Origin of the sequence: Streptomyces oceani (assembly GCF_001751245.1) — a bacterium.
GTDB lineage: Bacteria > Actinomycetota > Actinomycetes > Streptomycetales > Streptomycetaceae > Streptomyces > Streptomyces oceani.
Genome location: NZ_LJGU01000137.1, coordinates 131,278 through 146,471, shown reverse-complemented (window position 1 = coordinate 146,471; position 15,194 = coordinate 131,278). Strand labels below are relative to the sequence as shown.

Genomic DNA, 15,194 nt, shown 5'->3' with positions numbered 1-15,194 from the left:
GGGCAGCGCGCTGCGTTGCGCGGCGTACCCGCCCCCGCGCCGGCGCCCCCGCGACGTCCCCGTCGGCACCGCCGCCCCGAGCGCCGTCGTGAGGTGCGTCTCGTGGTCGAGGCTGACGTGTGTGGCCTGGGCTATGCTCGCGGCGGCCGGTTCGGCGTACGGTCCCGTCTGGTCGGCCACCCCTCAAGCCGTGCCGTACCAGGGAGGACCTTGCGACGTACGAAGGCGTGTGCTGGCGGCGCGCGAAACCAGCGAGGCGAGGCGGCATCCCGGGGGGCCGTATCCGGAGAGTCCCCGTCCGCACGGGGCACGCCCCCGCAAGCCGTACCCCTGAGAACCACACCTCAGGCCGAGGCGGACGCTGTCCCGACTCGCCGCATCCTCCGGCTCTTCCGCCCCTACAAGGGGCGACTCACCCTCGTGGGTCTGCTGGTCGCCGCCTCCTCGGTCGTGTCGGTCGCCTCGCCGTTCCTGCTCCGCGCGGTCCTCGACGTCGCGATCCCACAGCAGCGCACCGGACTCCTGTCGCTCCTCGCGATGGGCATGATCGCCGTCGCGGTCACCACCAGTGTCCTCGGCGTGCTGCAGACCCTGATCAGCACCACCGTCGGCCAGCGTGTCATGCACGACCTGCGCTCCCAGGTGTACGCGAAGCTCCAGCGGATGCCTCTGGCCTTCTTCACCCGCACCCGCACGGGCGAGGTGCAGTCCCGCATCGCCAACGACATCGGCAGCATGCAGGCCACCGTCACCTCCACGGCGACCTCGCTGGTCTCCAACCTCACCAGTGTCGTCGCCACCCTCGTGGCGATGCTGGCACTGGACTGGCGGCTGACACTCGTCTCGCTCCTGTTGCTCCCCTGGTTCGTGTACATCAGCCGACGCGTGGGCCGGGAACGCAAGAAGCTGACGACGCAGCGTCAGAAGCAGATGGCGTCGATGTCCGCCCTGGTCACCGAGTCTCTCTCGGTGAGCGGCATGCTGCTCGGCCGCACCATGGGCCGTACGGACGCCCTCACCGCGGACTTCACCGACGAGTCCGAGCGGCTGGCGGGCCTGGAGATCCGGTCCAGCATGGCCGGTCGTTGGCGCATGGCCACCATCGGGATCACCATGGCCGCCGTACCCGCGCTGCTGTACTGGTCCGCGGGACTCCTGCTGCACCTGGGCGGCCCGACCCTCTCCATCGGCACGCTCGTCGCCTTCGTCACCCTGCAACAGGGACTGCTCCGCCCCTCGGTGTCGCTGCTGTCGACCGGCGTGGAGATGCAGACCTCGCTCGCGCTCTTCCAGCGGGTCTTCGAGTATCTCGACCTGCGTCCGGACATCACCGAGCCCGCCTACCCCGTACGGCCCGCTCGCATCCGTGGCGAAGTGCGTTTCGAGAGCGTCACCTTCGCCTACGACACCGAGCAGGCGCAGGCCGCGCTGGAGGGCGTCGACCTCACCGTGCCCGCCGGCAGCAGCCTCGCCGTCGTCGGCCACACCGGCTCGGGCAAGAGCACCCTGGGATACCTGGTGCCACGGTTGTACGACGTCACCGCGGGCCGCGTCACGCTGGACGGCACCGACGTGCGGGAACTCGCCTTCGACAGCCTCAGCGCCGCCGTCGGGGTGGTCTCCCAGGAGACGTACCTCTTCCACGCCTCCGTCGCCGCCAACCTGCGGTTCGCCAAACCCGACGCGACCCCCGAGGAGTTGTACGCCGCCGCCCGCGCGGCGCAGATCCACGAGCACATCCAGCGTCTCCCGGACGGCTACGACACCCTGGTCGGCGAACGTGGCTACCGCTTCTCCGGTGGCGAGAAGCAGCGCCTCGCGTTGGCCCGTACGATCCTGCGCGACCCGCCCGTGCTCGTCCTGGACGAGGCGACCAGCGCCCTGGACACCCGGACCGAGCAAGCCGTACAGGAGGCGATCGACGCCCTGTCGGCCGGCCGCACCACACTGACCATCGCACACCGGCTCTCCACGGTCCGGGACGCCGACCAGATCGTCGTGCTCGCCGGCGGGCACCTGGTGGAGCACGGCACGCACGAGGATCTCCTCGATCGGGACGGGCACTACGCCGCGCTCGTCCGTCAGGACAAGCACGGTGCCGCGGACGCTCCCCGGCCGGCATCCGAGCGTACGGTCGCCCGATTCCGCGCGTCTCCGCAGCCCACCGATCGGCTATGCTCACCTGATGCTCAACCCTGAACAGGCCCCCGGCCAGGACGAGTTGCCGCCCGCCGAGTTCGCCTTCCCCGGCCCGCTGCGGGACCAGCTGGTCGCCGCGATCCTGGAGGGCAGCAAGACCACGACGACGTCCCTGCACCTCGAGTACGAGCACGAGGGCGTGCCATTGCCCCGCCCCGGCGATCGGAGCGTCGTGATCGATTCGGACGGGGAAGCGGTGGCGGTCATCGAGGTCACCGAGGTACGGCTGCTGCGGCTCGCCGAGGTGGACCTGGCGCACGCCGTCGACGAGGGGGAGGGCTACCGTACGGTCGCCGAGTGGCGCGCCGGACACGAGGACTTCTGGCACAGCGCGGAACTGCGCGCCTCCCTGGGCGACCCGGAGTTCACGGTCGACGACGAGACCCTCGTGGTCACCGAACGCTTCCGGCTGTTGGTACGCCACTGACTGACCCCGCCCCTACACCCGCCCGTACGAGATCGCGCGGACCCGTGTCCCGTACGCGTCCGCGCGCCCCAGTGCGGGCGAACCTCGGCCTTCTCAGTGCGAGGGCGGACGGCGAGGCGGGAAGGGAAACACGCTGAACTCGTTCCCCTCCGGGTCCGCCAGCACGTCCCAGTCGACGGGCTTGGCATGCCGCTGGAGTAGTACGGCCCCCAGGGACAGTAGTTCGTCGGTGTGCCCGTACACGTCCAGCCGCACCCGGCTCCGGTCCTCCGGCAGCTCCCGGACCGGGTTGACCCAGATCATCGGGCCGCGAGCGGCCGGGTCGTACAGCGGTACCGGCCACTCGGCGGGGCGTTGGTCGTACCCGGCGGGTGGTTGGCGACGCTGGTACCCGAGCGCGGCGCACCACCAGTCGGCCAGTGCCTGGTGGTCGACGGCGTCCAGGACCACTGCCTTGATACGTGCGGGCATGTGCGGAGCCTACTGCCGTGGTCGGCCACACACGTGGTGACGTGCCGGCGAGTGTGGAGACCGGTTCCCACGCGCGGCTGCCCGGGCGCTCCACCGCCCCGTGGGGTTCAGGTGGTGGGCGCCGTCCCGCGCGCCGGGAGGCCGTGCGGCGCCGCCTCCGCCAGCCACTCCTCCGGGCCTGCGTCCACCCGCACCGACAGCGTGAACGGGCGGCGTTCGCCCGCTCGTCGCGGTTCGAAGCCGACCTGGGCGAACGCCGCGTCCGGCCCGCTGGCCGCCGCCAGCCGGCGCAGGTCCCGCTCCACCCGGGCCCATTCCTCGGCGGGCACGTACTGACGCATGACCGAGTGCCAGACCACCGTGAGCGTGCCGGGCCGAAGCTCGACCCCCGCGAGGTACTCGGCCACACCACACCGCTCCACTTCGGCCGGCTCCTCGGCCGCCAGCGCCAGCGCCCCGTCCAGCCGCGCTGCGCGCGCACACTGGTCCGGCCAGACGTACGCGCGCAGCGCCAGCGCCCCGTCCGGGGACAGCGGATCGACCGGCGACAGGTCACAGCCGCCACGCTGCACCACCTCGAGCGTCGGATGCGCCCTGGCCGCCTCGGTCAACCACTCCGGTACGGGCTGCCGCCAGCCGTCGGACAGCTGGACCGGTGACGACTCCGGGCCCCAGTCGAACCGCTCGGCGCCTGCGCCGCCGGAGTACCGGAACAGGTCGGCGCGCAGGTTCAACCCCGCGCTGGCGCCTAGCTCGAACAGCCGTATGGGAAGAGGGTGCCTCGCGGCGGCCCGCAGAGTGCCGGGCAGCAGCACGTTCGCCCGCCCGACCTCGTTGGTCTGCGGCGGTCGGTCCAGCCAGTCCCGTACGTGAGCCAGCGCGCCACCCACCGTGTCCCGGAAGGCGTGCCAGAGCGTGTCCCGCCGGTCCGTACGGAACTCGCCTCCCGCGCTGGGGTAGTGAGCCGCCAGCTCCGGCGCCTGCTCGGCGAGCACCAGGGCGTGCACGCCACCCAGCAAGCGCAGCGCGATGGCGTCCGGTCCGGGAGCGTCCTCGTGGCCCGTGACGGCACGCGCGCACACCCCGCCGGCCCGGACGTCCTCAGCGACCCGCGGCAACAGCTCGGCGTAGAGCGGTGAACCCAGCTCGGCACAGGCCCGGGCCTGCCACTCGATCATCTCCGCGGCCCGCTCTCGGGACATCACCGGGGCTCCTTCACTGGTGCGTCAGGAAGCTTCGGGGCAGCGGCTGTCGGGAAACCACCGTCCTGGGAAACCACCGCCCTGCCCGTCGTTCCCTCTGCGAAAATGTACGGCATGACGGCGATCACTCTCGTGCGAGGCGACATCACGGAACAACCAGTCGACGCGGTGGTCAACGCCGCCAACTCCACGCTGTTGGGCGGTGGCGGCGTCGACGGCGCGATTCACCGGAAGGGCGGACCGGAGATCCTCGCCGAGTGCCGTGCGTTGCGTGCCGGGCGCCTCGGTGGCGGACTCCCCACGGGCAGTGCCGTGGCCACCTCGGCCGGTCGCCTGCCCGCGCGTTGGGTGATCCACACGGTCGGGCCCGTCTGGTCCACCAAGGAGGATCGATCAGCGCTCCTGGAGTCCTGCTATCGGGAGTCGCTTCAGGTGGCGCGTGACGTGGGCGCCCGTACGGTCGCCTTTCCGGCGATCTCCACCGGCGTGTACAGATGGCCGAAGGCGGACGGGGCCCGGCGTGCGGTGACCACCGTACGGGCGAAGGTGGCCGCCGCCGGTGCCTTCGACGAGGTGCGGTTCGTGGTCTTCGATCAGGACACGCACGACGCCTACCAAGCCGTACTCTGAGAGGTCGCGTCTCGGAGGGTGACAACCGACGGCCACGGAGCCGCGCGGTCAAGCCGTGCGCGCGGACACCGCCGTCGTCACGCCCCGGGCGACCCCAGCCAGCAGCGCCTCGCGGCCGTGCGGTGCCACCAGTTGCAGTCCCGCAGGGCAGCCCTCCACCGTCTCGCCGGTGGGGACGCTCAGTGCTGGGTGACCACTGAGATTGAAGGCCCAGGTCAACTCGGTGCTATAGCGCTCCCCAGGTCCGTCGTGGCCGTGTGGTGGGTTCGGTGTGGTGGGTGTGAGCAGCAGCCGGGCCTCGGCGAAGCACGCGGCGAGGCGTGCGTCGTTGGCAGCGCGAGTCACCGCGGCCATCTCCTTCGATTCGGTGTCGCCGCCCTGCCGCAGGGCAAGCCACGCCCGCGCCGGATCGGACAGTCGGAGGGGCGTACGGGGACGTACCAACCGGAGCACGTCTGACGCCACGCATCGGTGGACCGCCTCCCGGGCGGCTTCGACCACGGGCCGGTCGGGCGTGCCGAAGCCCAGGTCCTCGGACCAGACCGCCGTCAGAGGCGCCGCCATGCGGGCCGTATCCGCGTCCGGGCACGTGTCTGGGTCCATGCCTGCCCTCGCCGGGTCGACGCACCGCAGGTACGCCCGCAGGTCCGCGGGGTCCCGTACGAGCACGCCCGGTGCCGCGAGCCCGCTCGGATCGAGCGAGGGCAATCCACCTCCGGTCAGCTTCAGGCCGGTGACACCGCACCAGGCGGCGGGAATCCGTACCGACCCCGCTCCGTCGCTACCGGTCGCCAGGGGCACCATCCCGGAGGCGACGGCCACCGCCGAGCCGGCGGAGGAGCCGCCGGGCACACGATCATGGCGCCAGGGATTGACCGTGCGTCCGCCTCGCCCCCGTCCCCACGTCTGCCACGGGCCGCCGGACCCCGGCACCGACGTCGCACCGACGGGCACACACCCCGCGGCGATCAGCCGCCGGGCCGCCAGCGCCTCCGTGCCCCTTCTTCCCTTGACACCGATCGGCACTCCAGCGAGGGGGAGAGCCTCACCCGCGGCCAGTTGCCCGTCGACCCGCCGGGCGGTGTCGAGCGCGGACTCGGGCCACGTCTCGACGAAGGCACGCAGGAGGGTGTCCCGGTCGGTCACCCGAGACAATGCGAGACGCGTCACCTCCTCGGCGGAGGCCGCACCTCGGGCCACCGTGTCGGCGACAGCCTGGGCGGAGAGCCACTCGCATCTCCATGACTGGGAACCGTTCATGGCTACGGCTCACCTGCTGAGGGGACGCGCACGGTGGCACCGATCCGCTGCCCGAGACGTGCGATCTCCGGCAACTGGGCGCGCAGTCGGGGCGGCAGGGTCCGCTCGAGGTGGGCGTAGCGCTCCTGGAACCAGCGCACATGCCGTGAGTTCAGTGGCTGCGCGCGCTCGGCCTCCAACGCGTCCCGGGAACGTCCCGCGCCGCGCCATCCACCTGCTGGGTCCAGGAAGTTCTCGTACACGATGCCACCGCCCCAACGATGGATGCGGACGGAATCGAGGAACCCTCGCTCGTCGGCCGCTTTCAACGTACGAGGTATTCCGCTGTACGCTCTGTCATGAATATCGACGGCCACCACACGCCCGTGCAGGGAACGTTCCCGCATTTCCTGATAGCGGTTCAGGTTGGCCAACCTGCTGAGAGCTTGAGGGACGGCCATCACATCAGCCTCGACTCGAAATCCGCGCTCCCGGAAGAGCGACGCCTCCCGTTCCGTCGAACTCCCACCCATGTGACCTTCGCGGACAAGGTTGACTCGCCTTTCCCGGGCCATGTCGATCAAATCACGCATCCAGAGGTAAGCGTCGTCGCCGGCCAGTTCAGCAGCCTTCTGGTCATTTGTTTCCAGGAGCTCCGCGTAATGTGGATGATGACTGAGAAGGGCGTCGAAATCGGCAACGACGCTCCCTTCGGTATGGAGATTCGAAAGGGTCGGCTGTAGTCCGCAGGTCTTGCCCGACCCAGCCTGGCCGCCGACGAAGACGACGTGTGGCTCCTCCGGGAGCCTGACACCCTCCATGGCCCGGGGAACGATGCGGTCCTCGAAGATTCGCCGACTGTCCCGATCAGACAACTTCCAGGGGTTTCGGGCACCTCCCACGGCGAATCCTCCCGCGTTGCTCAGATCGTCCTGCTCACCGGACGGGCTGCTGAATCCGGCATACTATTCACGCAAGCGGACCACAACGCATGTGACTCGGACGTCTGTCGTCAGCGCTTGGGGCCGTTTGGGTTTTGGGGGTGACTGGGTGTTTGGCGGTGAGGCGGTTTAGGAGTCGGGGTTTGGGGTGGTTGTGTTTGCTGATTGTGTTTTGGGGTTGCGGTTCGTGGTGGGTTGGTGCGCATGGAGGCGATGTCTTGGAGGGAGACGGGTGCGCTGGTCTTTGACGGGGCCGCTTGGGTTTGCGGCTGGTTCGGTGTCTGTGTGGGAATATTGGGCTGGGATTGCGCTGCGGCGAGACCGCTCGACTCCGAGGCCGTGTGGGAGGATTGGTTGTTGTGCATCAGGGTTCCGTGTGGGCCCTGTACCGTTGTTTGTTGTTGGGTGTGAGTGTGGGTGTTGGTGGCGGTTCGTGCGGCCAGGGTTGGTGCGTTCATCGAGGCTTGGACGAGTGAGCGTCCGGCATCCGGCCAGGAGTACTTCTTGAGTTCTTCGCGCAGGAGTTGGGCTTGCGCGCGGCGTTCGGGTAACTCTGTGTGGAGCTTCGCTATGGCGTTGGCCCATACGTTCGGTCGTTGTGTTGTGTTCTGTGGCTCCGGAACGATGCAGGGTTGCCCGATGCGCGGATCGATTCGCTTCTCGTCTCCGAGGAACTGTGCTGCGCCACTGTCCTGATTGACCAGGACAGGCGTGCCGTGCCCCAAAGCCTCAGTGGCGACAAGACCGAAGCCTTCATGGTGGGAGGGCATCAACACTGCGTCGGCGCTGCGGACGTCCTGTTGTAATTCTGACGCGTTGTCAGTGAAGGGTTTCACCGTGACATTTCCAGAGCCAGCCATATCTTGTAGAGTCTGTTGTGCCTCGATGAGTCCTTCTGGTTGCGCGCCGCGTACTGTCACATGAACTTGAATCCCAGCGTCGTTGAGTTGCTTGACAGCGGATGCTGCGTCGTTCACACCTTTTAGAGGGTCGTCGGTACGGCCCGTTATGAGAAGATTGAGTCTGTTGTTGGGCGTGCTGTGTTGAATGGGTTCTTCGATAGTGGTACCCGGCATGAGCTCGTGAGCTCGGGGAGGCGCATCGCTAGTTGAGGAGAGCCTTTGGGATTCTTGTGTTAGTAGTGGACCGACCCCCACTACGAGATCGGATTGCGCCATGACCTCGCGTTCGATCATTGAATCGTGGTGTGCTTTGCCTTGTGCCCGTTCTAGATCGTGCGGGTATTTGACCTCGGGGAGGCGTTCTGGGCTGGTGTGTAAGATATGCGTGACGCGGGCGTCTGGGTACCATCTGTCTCGCAGTTCTATGACAGCTGGTCCGGAAAATCGGGAGTGGCCTATGAGTAGGTCGAAAGGCCTTTCCTGTGCCGCTGGTAGACCGAGGCGTTGCGGATCAAACTGCGCACAGTACTCGAGCCACACCCGGCCCTCTGGTGGCTGGTCGCCTGAGTCGGGTGGAAAGGGTGCGTTCACAACCTGGACGCCGTGATGAGGTGGTGTGTCCAGTGCGGCTGTTAGCAGCGTGACACTGTGTTCAGTGGCCAACGCTTCGCAGATTTTTTGGTTGAATACCGGGACGCCACCCTTTCCCATGCCACTAAGGTCGCATACCGCAAGAATTCTAAGCCGTTGTGCTTTCACGCTTATCCCTCTGGACTAAAATCCCACGTGACTCCGGATGGATCTGCCAAATTCCCATTTTATGAATTGTCCTAGTTCGATGGCGTCGAAATGTACTAGGCCCGTGTGGCGAGTTGGGTAAATCCTTGCAGAATATTCAACAAGAATTTCGGAGAAAACCAAGGCATTGGCGCGCGAAAGAACAACTTGACTCTCGCCTCGGTTTGGATCGTACTGTCTTTGGTAGGTTTTCGGAGTCCAGGGCTGTGGATTCCTCGAGAATCCCTCGTTCCATTGCTTTGACATTTCCCGCAATGGAATTGCGCGCTTCTTTCCAGTGCCATCATCAAAGACGCTTGGAGTGCGGTCCTCCGTTGGATCGATGTGCTCGTATGTCTCCTGCCATGCGTGTACGGGTTCACCGTGCAGTAGCCTGCGAAGGTTAACTCCGGTCCGCAGCATTCCCATTTGAAGTGAGAAGTCGGGATTTCTCTTGTGCTCTTCCGGTGTGGGTAGAGTTTCGATGGCTACCCAGGCCGCTTGCTTCAGGCGGTCCAACCGCGTCTCGATATGGGTGATTTGGGTGGCCCAGCGGATGTCGCCGCAAATCTGCTGGCTAGTGGGCGTGGCAGCAGCGGGGATGCCGAGTGGTGCCCGTAGGGACTGTGCGGCTTGGTGGGCTACTTCGCTGAGTTCCGCCCCTCCTTGTCCCATGGTGAGGGGGGGCCGTCCGGGTGCCAAGCGGTGAAAGATCTCGGGGAATACACCCGTCATGGAAAGGTGGGTTCCGTAGGGGATGATGACGCACGATCCGGGTTCCATGTAGTAGTCGGGGAAGGGCTTTCGGAGGGGGACGAGGAATCCGGGATCTTCGTTTAGCCGTTCGCGCCATTCGGTAACTGCTTCGCTGAAGGCCAGCGGACGGTTGTCCGCGCCGCTTGCGTGGCGGGAGATGAGATGACGTGCGGGATCGATGGGATCGCCCGGCAGAGCGGGCTCCGGGGCGGCGTCCTTGAGCTGTTCCTCGAGCGTGAGGAAGGCATGTCGTCGTTGCTCGGGCCAACCGGCACTGTCATCACGCCAACTGGTGTTCTCCTGGGCCCACAGCATCCTGGCGGCTGCGGAGTAGACCCTCTCGAACTCCGCGAGCTGACTATCCGAACTGGTCATCCAGGCTCTCTCCTTGCACGAACGGTTCTCGGGATCTCGCCGCACCGGGGTGCGGTCAGCCCTCGTATTCCTCCACCACGGGTGCTTCCTTGGCTCGGTGGGCTCCGGCCTTGCACCCTCCGAACGGCCCAGCGGGGTCCCGCAGTTCGGCCATGGTGGGGTCCAGGTGGTCGCGGTGCCACAGGGCCGGGCCACTCGCCCCGGCCGCCGGGTCAGTGAGTTCCTGCCAGGTCAGCCACAGGGCGTGCAGACGTGCCACTGCCTCAAGGTGTTCCCACCAGCGGGGACACCACGGTGCCTGGGAACGGGTCTCCCGGCCGTAGACGGGTATGAGGAGGTGGTTCACCCACAGCGCCAGCCGACGCAGTTCCTCGGTGTACGCCTCCTCACCCAGATACAGGATGAACGGTGGCGTCTGTGAGCTCTCACCCATCAGGCCGTCGTCTTGTTCCATCACAGTTGTTCCATCACTCCCCGTGCCGCACGTGCCGTCATCGCGTCCGTCTCCGCCTTGGCCGCGGCCTGAATGTGCCCAGCCCCCGGTTCTTGGAACCAGGGCCGCAGTCGGATCATGGCCGGACGAATGCCCGTCGCCAACAACAGCGCAGTGCCCTTGGGCAGCGCACGGATTCGGTCCACCGGCATGACCCGTTCCTGGCGGTACGAAGTCGAACGGGAACGTCCGTCCTTACTGCGGGAGATGCTGACCGTCGACACGTCGTGCTCACCCACCAGTTTCGAGACTTTCTCCACGAAGTCGGCGTCGTCCAGACCAGCGCCCAGCAGCTTGATGGTGGCGGCACTCCACAGTGCGTCCATACCGGCTTCCCCCCACACCCGGCTGCCCTGACGGTAACTCTGTAGGAGCGTGACGACGTTGATGCCACGCGAGCCGAAGTGGGAGTAGAGGTCAGGCAGGTCCGATATGCGACAGACGTTGGCTGCCTCGTCGAGCACGGCCGTCATCGGCGGGTCGAGTCGACCCCCCATCCGTTCGGCGGCCACGGCGCCGGCGCGCATCACGGAGTCGGCCATGGCCGCGATGACGCCGGCCGCCGAACCACCGCCATCCTTGGACAGCAGGTACAGCGTGTCCTTGCTGTGGACATGGCGATTGGGAGAGAACTGTGCCACCTGTGAATCCGGTGTCACCCAAGCGGCGATTCGCGGGTCCAACAGACAGGCCACGCACTGCCGGGCAGTCTCGAAGATCCCGTCTCGAGTCTCCACCGCTCCCTGGATGGTGCCCTGCAACTGAGCGGCCAGAGCCTGCATACCGGCATCGTTGAGGATGTCGATGGGAGTTCGGTCGGCAGGGTCGGCCAGCCAGCCCAGGAGATCCGTCACCTGGCGCTGCCCGCGGTTCGCAGCATGGAAGAGTGCCGTGAGCGTGTTCTGCGCGGCTGAGATCCAGAAGTCCTTCTTGGACGCGTCGTCGTTGACGGCGCCCACGAAGTGGCCAGCCAGGCGCATGGAGCCCTCGATGGTCGCGGCCTCCGAGAGCATGTCCCACCACATGGTCCGTGGTGTATGGGCGATGCCCTGCGGGTCGAAGGTCCACACAGTGCCTACCCGCTGTCGTTCGGCCTTGGTGACGGTGTAGACGTCGGCCTTGTTGGAGGTCAACAGCACCGCGCCACGGGCCCGAAGCATGCGCGGTGCGGCGATGCTGGTGGACTTCCCGGACCGTGGGGCCATCAGGTGCAGCTCCACGTCCTCGTACGAGGAGCGCAGCTCCGGCCCGTTGGGCTCGAGATTCCCCAACAGGTTGCCGGTGTCGTCCGGATCGAGCTTCCCCGACTTCGCGAGTGAGGGACGCAGCGACCGAGCTTTCTCCGCCGCCTGCTTGGGCAGCAGCGTCGTCAGATCACGACGCCCCGCGAGTCCTTTTGGTTTCGACAGTCGCCTTCGGACGGCCAGCACCACCCACACGATGAGCGCCGCGCCCAGGACGAAAAACAGCACGATCCCACAGATGACGGCGCCGACCGGGGCGTCCGGCCACAGTGCGGACGGGCCCTCGTTGACGAGGTCGGCCATGGACTGGAGGGCGAATTCCGGCGGACTCCAGCCCGCGCCGGACACGGCCGCGCCGATGGTTCCCCCGAGCCAGGCGCCGAAGAAGGTGACCAGACAGATCCCGAAGACGGCGACAATCACCCAGGGCAGCACCTCGTCCGCGCCCCCGCCACCCCTGCGACCTCTCGTATGTGATGAGCTCATCGCACTGCTCCCGAGTTTTCTACGGGTGTGTCTCCCGCGCCTGTCCAACGGGTGTTGGTGTTGTGCAACTCCCGCTCGGTGTCCGTGATGGCCACCCGGATGGGGATGCCGGGTCGCCCCCCGACCTTGACGAGGAAACGTCCTCGTCCCGGCGGCTCCTCGTTCGTTCCGGTGCCGGCCCATCCTGGTGGTGAGGACCAGGACGAGACGAGTTCGATCTCGCGCTCGGAGAGGCCAACGATGTTGCTGAGGTCCTGCATCTCTGCCCTTGGCAGCCCGGCGCAGACCACCATCCCGGCGCGCTCGACGAATCCCCGGGCCTTCGCCTTGTCCGCGTCGCTGCCCAACGCCTCGGCGTCCTTGAGGGTGTGGGTGATCTTCGCGTCCCCGAGGCCGAGAGTTCGGTTGAGCCGGGTGAGGGCGTCAATGCGCTCGACGATGCCGGAGGCGGCGCGCAACGGACGCCACAGTTCGTCCAACACGGTGAAGAACCAACGTTGGGGTGCCATGCCGGCGTCCGCCAACGCGTGACTCGCGGCCACCGTCCCCAATCCGTCCGACCAGGCAGCTAGCATCGCCGCGGCGGTCAGTTGGGTGTCGGCCTCGCCGATCCGGGAGATGTCGATGCACACGGCGGGGGAGTTGGGGTTGATACGGGTCGACGTCTCGGCAGCGAAGGTGTCACCGAGCGGCCCGTCCAGGACCCCGAGCAGCGACCGGTGCAGCGGGTCAACGGCCTCCCGATACCGCGTGTTGTCCCCCCGATCTAGCGTCACCGCGCGCACCCGCTCCGGCCCCTCATCAAGCACCCGCAGCAGGTCCGGAAGCAGTGGCGCGCGTCCCGCTGGGGTTCGTTCTCGGAGGTGGTGCAGACCCGCGGAGACGACCGACAGTTCGTGATCATCCATGGGACGTCCACGAACGATGGTGATCAGCGCGGCCACCATGTTGAGCACACGCCCGTGCGCCTCGGCCGCCAGTGTACGGGCGGCCTCACCGGTGAGTTGGCGAGCCGCTTCGCCCATCGCCCCGGGATCGAGGACGTTGATTCCGCCGACGCCACGACCAATGGAGATCACCTGACCGCCCAGGGCGCGGACGGTGTCGGCATAGTCGGGCTTGAGGTCGCCCAACACCAGCGGCACCACGCCTGTGGCGGAGAGGCCGATGAGCATCCGGTTCACCAGAGTCGACTTGCCCAGACCTGGCATGCCCAGCATGAAGAGCGAGGGGTTGGAGATGTAACGCGCGCGTGTGAACCAGGAAACTGGGTCTCCGCACACGGTGGCGCCAGTCTGTAGATGCTGGCCGAGCGGGACGCCCGTCATGGGAGCGCCCGATCCCGCGGCGAACGGCCACAGGCCGCACGCCTGAACGGTGGTCGCGCGCCACAGCGCGGGCGGGTCGAGGTGTGCGATCTGGCCGCCACCGGGACCTGGCCAGCCCCGGGAAGGTGCCGTCCGTGTCTGCGCTCGAGCGCTCTTCGGCTTCTTCTTGCTCACAGCGCCTCCCGTACCTCGCGTGGCATGAGGGTGTGCTCCCAAGGCAGGATTCCCACCGGGAGACTGCAGGTGAACGCCGACGCTTGCATACGGTCTGCCGGCCGCATCTGCACCCGTGACGAGGCCTGGAGGTTCCGTACCGTGGTTGCGGCGTCCGCCAGTTGTTCCTCGCTCTCCACCGTGACCGTCAGCAGCATGGAGAACTCCACGAGTCCGGCACCCGACGCCTCCTCAGCGGCTGTCTGCTCGGCTGCCTTGATCGCGGTGGAGGCTCGGGCCGCGACAAGCCCACGACCGGAGGAGGCAGCGAAGTGCGCACTGCGCCGATCGGTTTCCACGATTCGTGCCGACGTCGCGGGGTCGATAGGTCGGTAGACCAGGCAGACGCGCTTGCGGCTGGTACCGGGAGCGGGCTCCAGGAGCCCACGAAGAACGTTGGACCGGACAGTGCCGCGCGGAGCCAGAGTGAGGAGCCAGCTGCGGGAGACACCGGAGTCGTGCTGGTAGCTCTTGACACTCTCCAAGGCGGCGGCCGGCCCCGCGTCGTCCCATTCGAGGCCGGTCGAGGCGCTCTCCGCACGGGCGTTGAGAACGTCCGGTGCGATGACCGGGTCGTAGGCCACACGGACGGTCTCCGCGATGCGCTCAGCGGACAGCGGGTACGCGGACCCGCCACCCGCCGCCACCAGACCGGACAACAGGCCGGGAAGGCGCATGGACAGGTCCGTGACCATCTCGTCTGGCTTGCGACGGGTACCGACGGTGCCGTAGGTCAGGGTGATGTACGTGTACATCTCGGAGGAGGCCGAGGGATAGCGCTCCACGACCTCCTCCATCACGGCTCGGGCGGCCGGCGGTGCGTCCGGAGACAGACGTGGTAGCACTTCCGCGGCCAGCCTGGTGCCGGTGTCCGGCGCCGTCTCCACGACGACCGAGGCGCCGCGCAACCCCGGCTCGTGGGACAGTCGCGCTAGCCAGTCGCCCCAGGCCGCGACCCAGATGTCGATTTGTTCGGCGTCGATCAGTGATCCACCGTCCGGCTCACAGGCCAGTACCACGGTGTAGAGGTTCCGACCCGGGTGATGCAGCACCCCGAACGGTCGGTCGTACGCGTCCCGGCCCTCGTGCATCTTGACCCGTGCCAGTAGTCCTGGAGGCGAGTACCGGCCGCCGGGACGCTTGGACAGTGGCCCGGAGACGTAGGCGTGCGCGCCCTGTGACTTGCGGTTCAACCAGCCCGCACGGACGGCGAGCATCTGGTAGACGTTGCGGCCGTCCGCCGTACGTACGGCGATGGGCGCCACGATCAGGAACAACGGGACCAGCACGGTGATCGCGAGAGGCAGGGAGATCAGCGAGGCGAGCAGCACGACGACCAGCCCGCCGAAGGTGACGACGGTGCCGAGCAGCCCGAGCGGTCCCAGGCCGGGACGTCTGGGCTGCCGCCAGTTGCCGTACGTGGGACGTGCGGCTTCGGAAGCCATGAAGTTCCTTTCGGTGCGTTCCCTGCTCTGCTTATTGGGATGCCGTGGACCGGCTCGGTTCGTACG

The 15,194-nt window shown here is 67.4% G+C and carries 14 protein-coding genes; 3 read left to right on the top strand and 11 right to left on the bottom strand.

The window, feature by feature from the left end:
* Window positions 1-180: hypothetical protein (locus AN216_RS29775; RefSeq protein ID WP_212732732.1), on the bottom strand; the 180-nt coding region annotated here is incomplete at its 3' end.
* Window positions 181-330: 150 nt separating this feature from the next.
* On the opposite strand from AN216_RS29775, the gene AN216_RS20055 reads away from it, so the two are divergent.
* Window positions 331-2,199 carry an ABC transporter ATP-binding protein gene (locus AN216_RS20055; RefSeq protein WP_070198107.1) on the top strand — a complete coding sequence of 623 codons (1,869 nt, stop codon included), beginning with the start codon at window positions 331-333 and terminating at the stop codon, window positions 2,197-2,199.
* Window positions 2,186-2,626, top strand: coding sequence for an ASCH domain-containing protein (locus AN216_RS20050; protein WP_070198083.1), 441 nt, complete (start codon window positions 2,186-2,188; stop codon window positions 2,624-2,626). The genes AN216_RS20055 and AN216_RS20050 overlap by 14 nt, the downstream gene beginning before the upstream one ends.
* A gap of 93 nt (window positions 2,627-2,719) precedes the next feature.
* Here the strand turns inward: AN216_RS20050 and AN216_RS20045 are convergent, their stop codons facing one another.
* A complete protein-coding gene (locus tag AN216_RS20045) occupies window positions 2,720-3,097 on the bottom strand; it encodes a VOC family protein (protein WP_070198082.1) in 378 nt (125 codons plus the stop codon).
* 107 nt (window positions 3,098-3,204) lie between these two features.
* A complete protein-coding gene (locus AN216_RS20040; protein ID WP_070198081.1) occupies window positions 3,205-4,299 on the bottom strand; it encodes a DUF2332 domain-containing protein in 1,095 nt (364 codons plus the stop codon).
* Window positions 4,300-4,413: 114 nt separating this feature from the next.
* Here AN216_RS20040 and AN216_RS20035 point away from each other — a divergent pair, with 114 nt between their 5' ends.
* Window positions 4,414-4,929 (top strand): O-acetyl-ADP-ribose deacetylase, encoded by a 516-nt coding sequence (locus tag AN216_RS20035; protein WP_070198106.1) that lies wholly within the window; start codon window positions 4,414-4,416, stop codon window positions 4,927-4,929.
* A 48-nt stretch (window positions 4,930-4,977) separates the two neighbouring features.
* Here the strand turns inward: AN216_RS20035 and AN216_RS20030 are convergent, their stop codons facing one another.
* The 8 genes from AN216_RS20030 to AN216_RS20000 form a co-directional block, all read right to left on the bottom strand.
* Window positions 4,978-6,189, bottom strand: a complete 1,212-nt coding sequence (locus tag AN216_RS20030; RefSeq protein WP_070198080.1) for an amidase — start codon at window positions 6,187-6,189, stop codon at window positions 4,978-4,980.
* Between the two features lie 2 nt (window positions 6,190-6,191).
* Entirely contained in the window at window positions 6,192-6,989 is a 798-nt protein-coding gene (locus tag AN216_RS27380; protein WP_079166774.1) for a zeta toxin family protein, read from the bottom strand.
* Window positions 6,990-7,180: 191 nt separating this feature from the next.
* Window positions 7,181-8,770 carry a glycosyltransferase family 4 protein gene (locus tag AN216_RS27375; protein WP_338059270.1) on the bottom strand — a complete coding sequence of 530 codons (1,590 nt, stop codon included), beginning with the start codon at window positions 8,768-8,770 and terminating at the stop codon, window positions 7,181-7,183.
* 15 nt (window positions 8,771-8,785) lie between these two features.
* Window positions 8,786-9,919, bottom strand: a complete 1,134-nt coding sequence (locus AN216_RS28745; protein WP_139140963.1) for a hypothetical protein — start codon at window positions 9,917-9,919, stop codon at window positions 8,786-8,788.
* Window positions 9,920-9,974: 55 nt separating this feature from the next.
* Entirely contained in the window at window positions 9,975-10,373 is a 399-nt protein-coding gene (locus AN216_RS20015; protein WP_244502542.1) for a DUF4913 domain-containing protein, read from the bottom strand.
* A complete protein-coding gene (locus tag AN216_RS20010) occupies window positions 10,373-12,142 on the bottom strand; it encodes a type IV secretory system conjugative DNA transfer family protein (RefSeq protein WP_070198077.1) in 1,770 nt (589 codons plus the stop codon). Before AN216_RS20010 ends, AN216_RS20015 begins: the two co-directional genes overlap by 1 nt.
* Window positions 12,139-13,644 (bottom strand): ATP/GTP-binding protein, encoded by a 1,506-nt coding sequence (locus tag AN216_RS20005; RefSeq protein ID WP_244502541.1) that lies wholly within the window; start codon window positions 13,642-13,644, stop codon window positions 12,139-12,141. The genes AN216_RS20010 and AN216_RS20005 overlap by 4 nt, the downstream gene beginning before the upstream one ends.
* On the bottom strand, window positions 13,641-15,128 hold the full coding sequence (locus tag AN216_RS20000) for an SCO6880 family protein (RefSeq protein WP_070198076.1): 1,488 nt from the start codon (window positions 15,126-15,128) through the stop codon (window positions 13,641-13,643). The genes AN216_RS20005 and AN216_RS20000 overlap by 4 nt, the downstream gene beginning before the upstream one ends.
* Window positions 15,129-15,194: the final 66 nt, after the last annotated feature.

Bases quoted from the DNA above. Each gene is read 5' to 3' on its own strand.
- AN216_RS20010 (WP_070198077.1), bottom strand. From the start codon at position 12,142: ATGAGCTCATCACATACGAGAGGTCGCAGGGGTGGCGGGGGCGCGGAC.
- AN216_RS20045 (WP_070198082.1), bottom strand. From the start codon at position 3,097: ATGCCCGCACGTATCAAGGCAGTGGTCCTGGACGCCGTCGACCACCAG.
- AN216_RS20040 (WP_070198081.1), bottom strand. From the start codon at position 4,299: ATGTCCCGAGAGCGGGCCGCGGAGATGATCGAGTGGCAGGCCCGGGCC.
- AN216_RS20015 (WP_244502542.1), bottom strand. From the start codon at position 10,373: ATGGAACAAGACGACGGCCTGATGGGTGAGAGCTCACAGACGCCACCG.
- AN216_RS20050 (WP_070198083.1), top strand. From the start codon at position 2,186: ATGCTCAACCCTGAACAGGCCCCCGGCCAGGACGAGTTGCCGCCCGCC.
- AN216_RS27380 (WP_079166774.1), bottom strand. From the start codon at position 6,989: ATGGAGGGTGTCAGGCTCCCGGAGGAGCCACACGTCGTCTTCGTCGGC.
- AN216_RS20030 (WP_070198080.1), bottom strand. From the start codon at position 6,189: ATGAACGGTTCCCAGTCATGGAGATGCGAGTGGCTCTCCGCCCAGGCT.
- AN216_RS20035 (WP_070198106.1), top strand. From the start codon at position 4,414: ATGACGGCGATCACTCTCGTGCGAGGCGACATCACGGAACAACCAGTC.
- AN216_RS20000 (WP_070198076.1), bottom strand. From the start codon at position 15,128: ATGGCTTCCGAAGCCGCACGTCCCACGTACGGCAACTGGCGGCAGCCC.
- AN216_RS28745 (WP_139140963.1), bottom strand. From the start codon at position 9,919: ATGACCAGTTCGGATAGTCAGCTCGCGGAGTTCGAGAGGGTCTACTCC.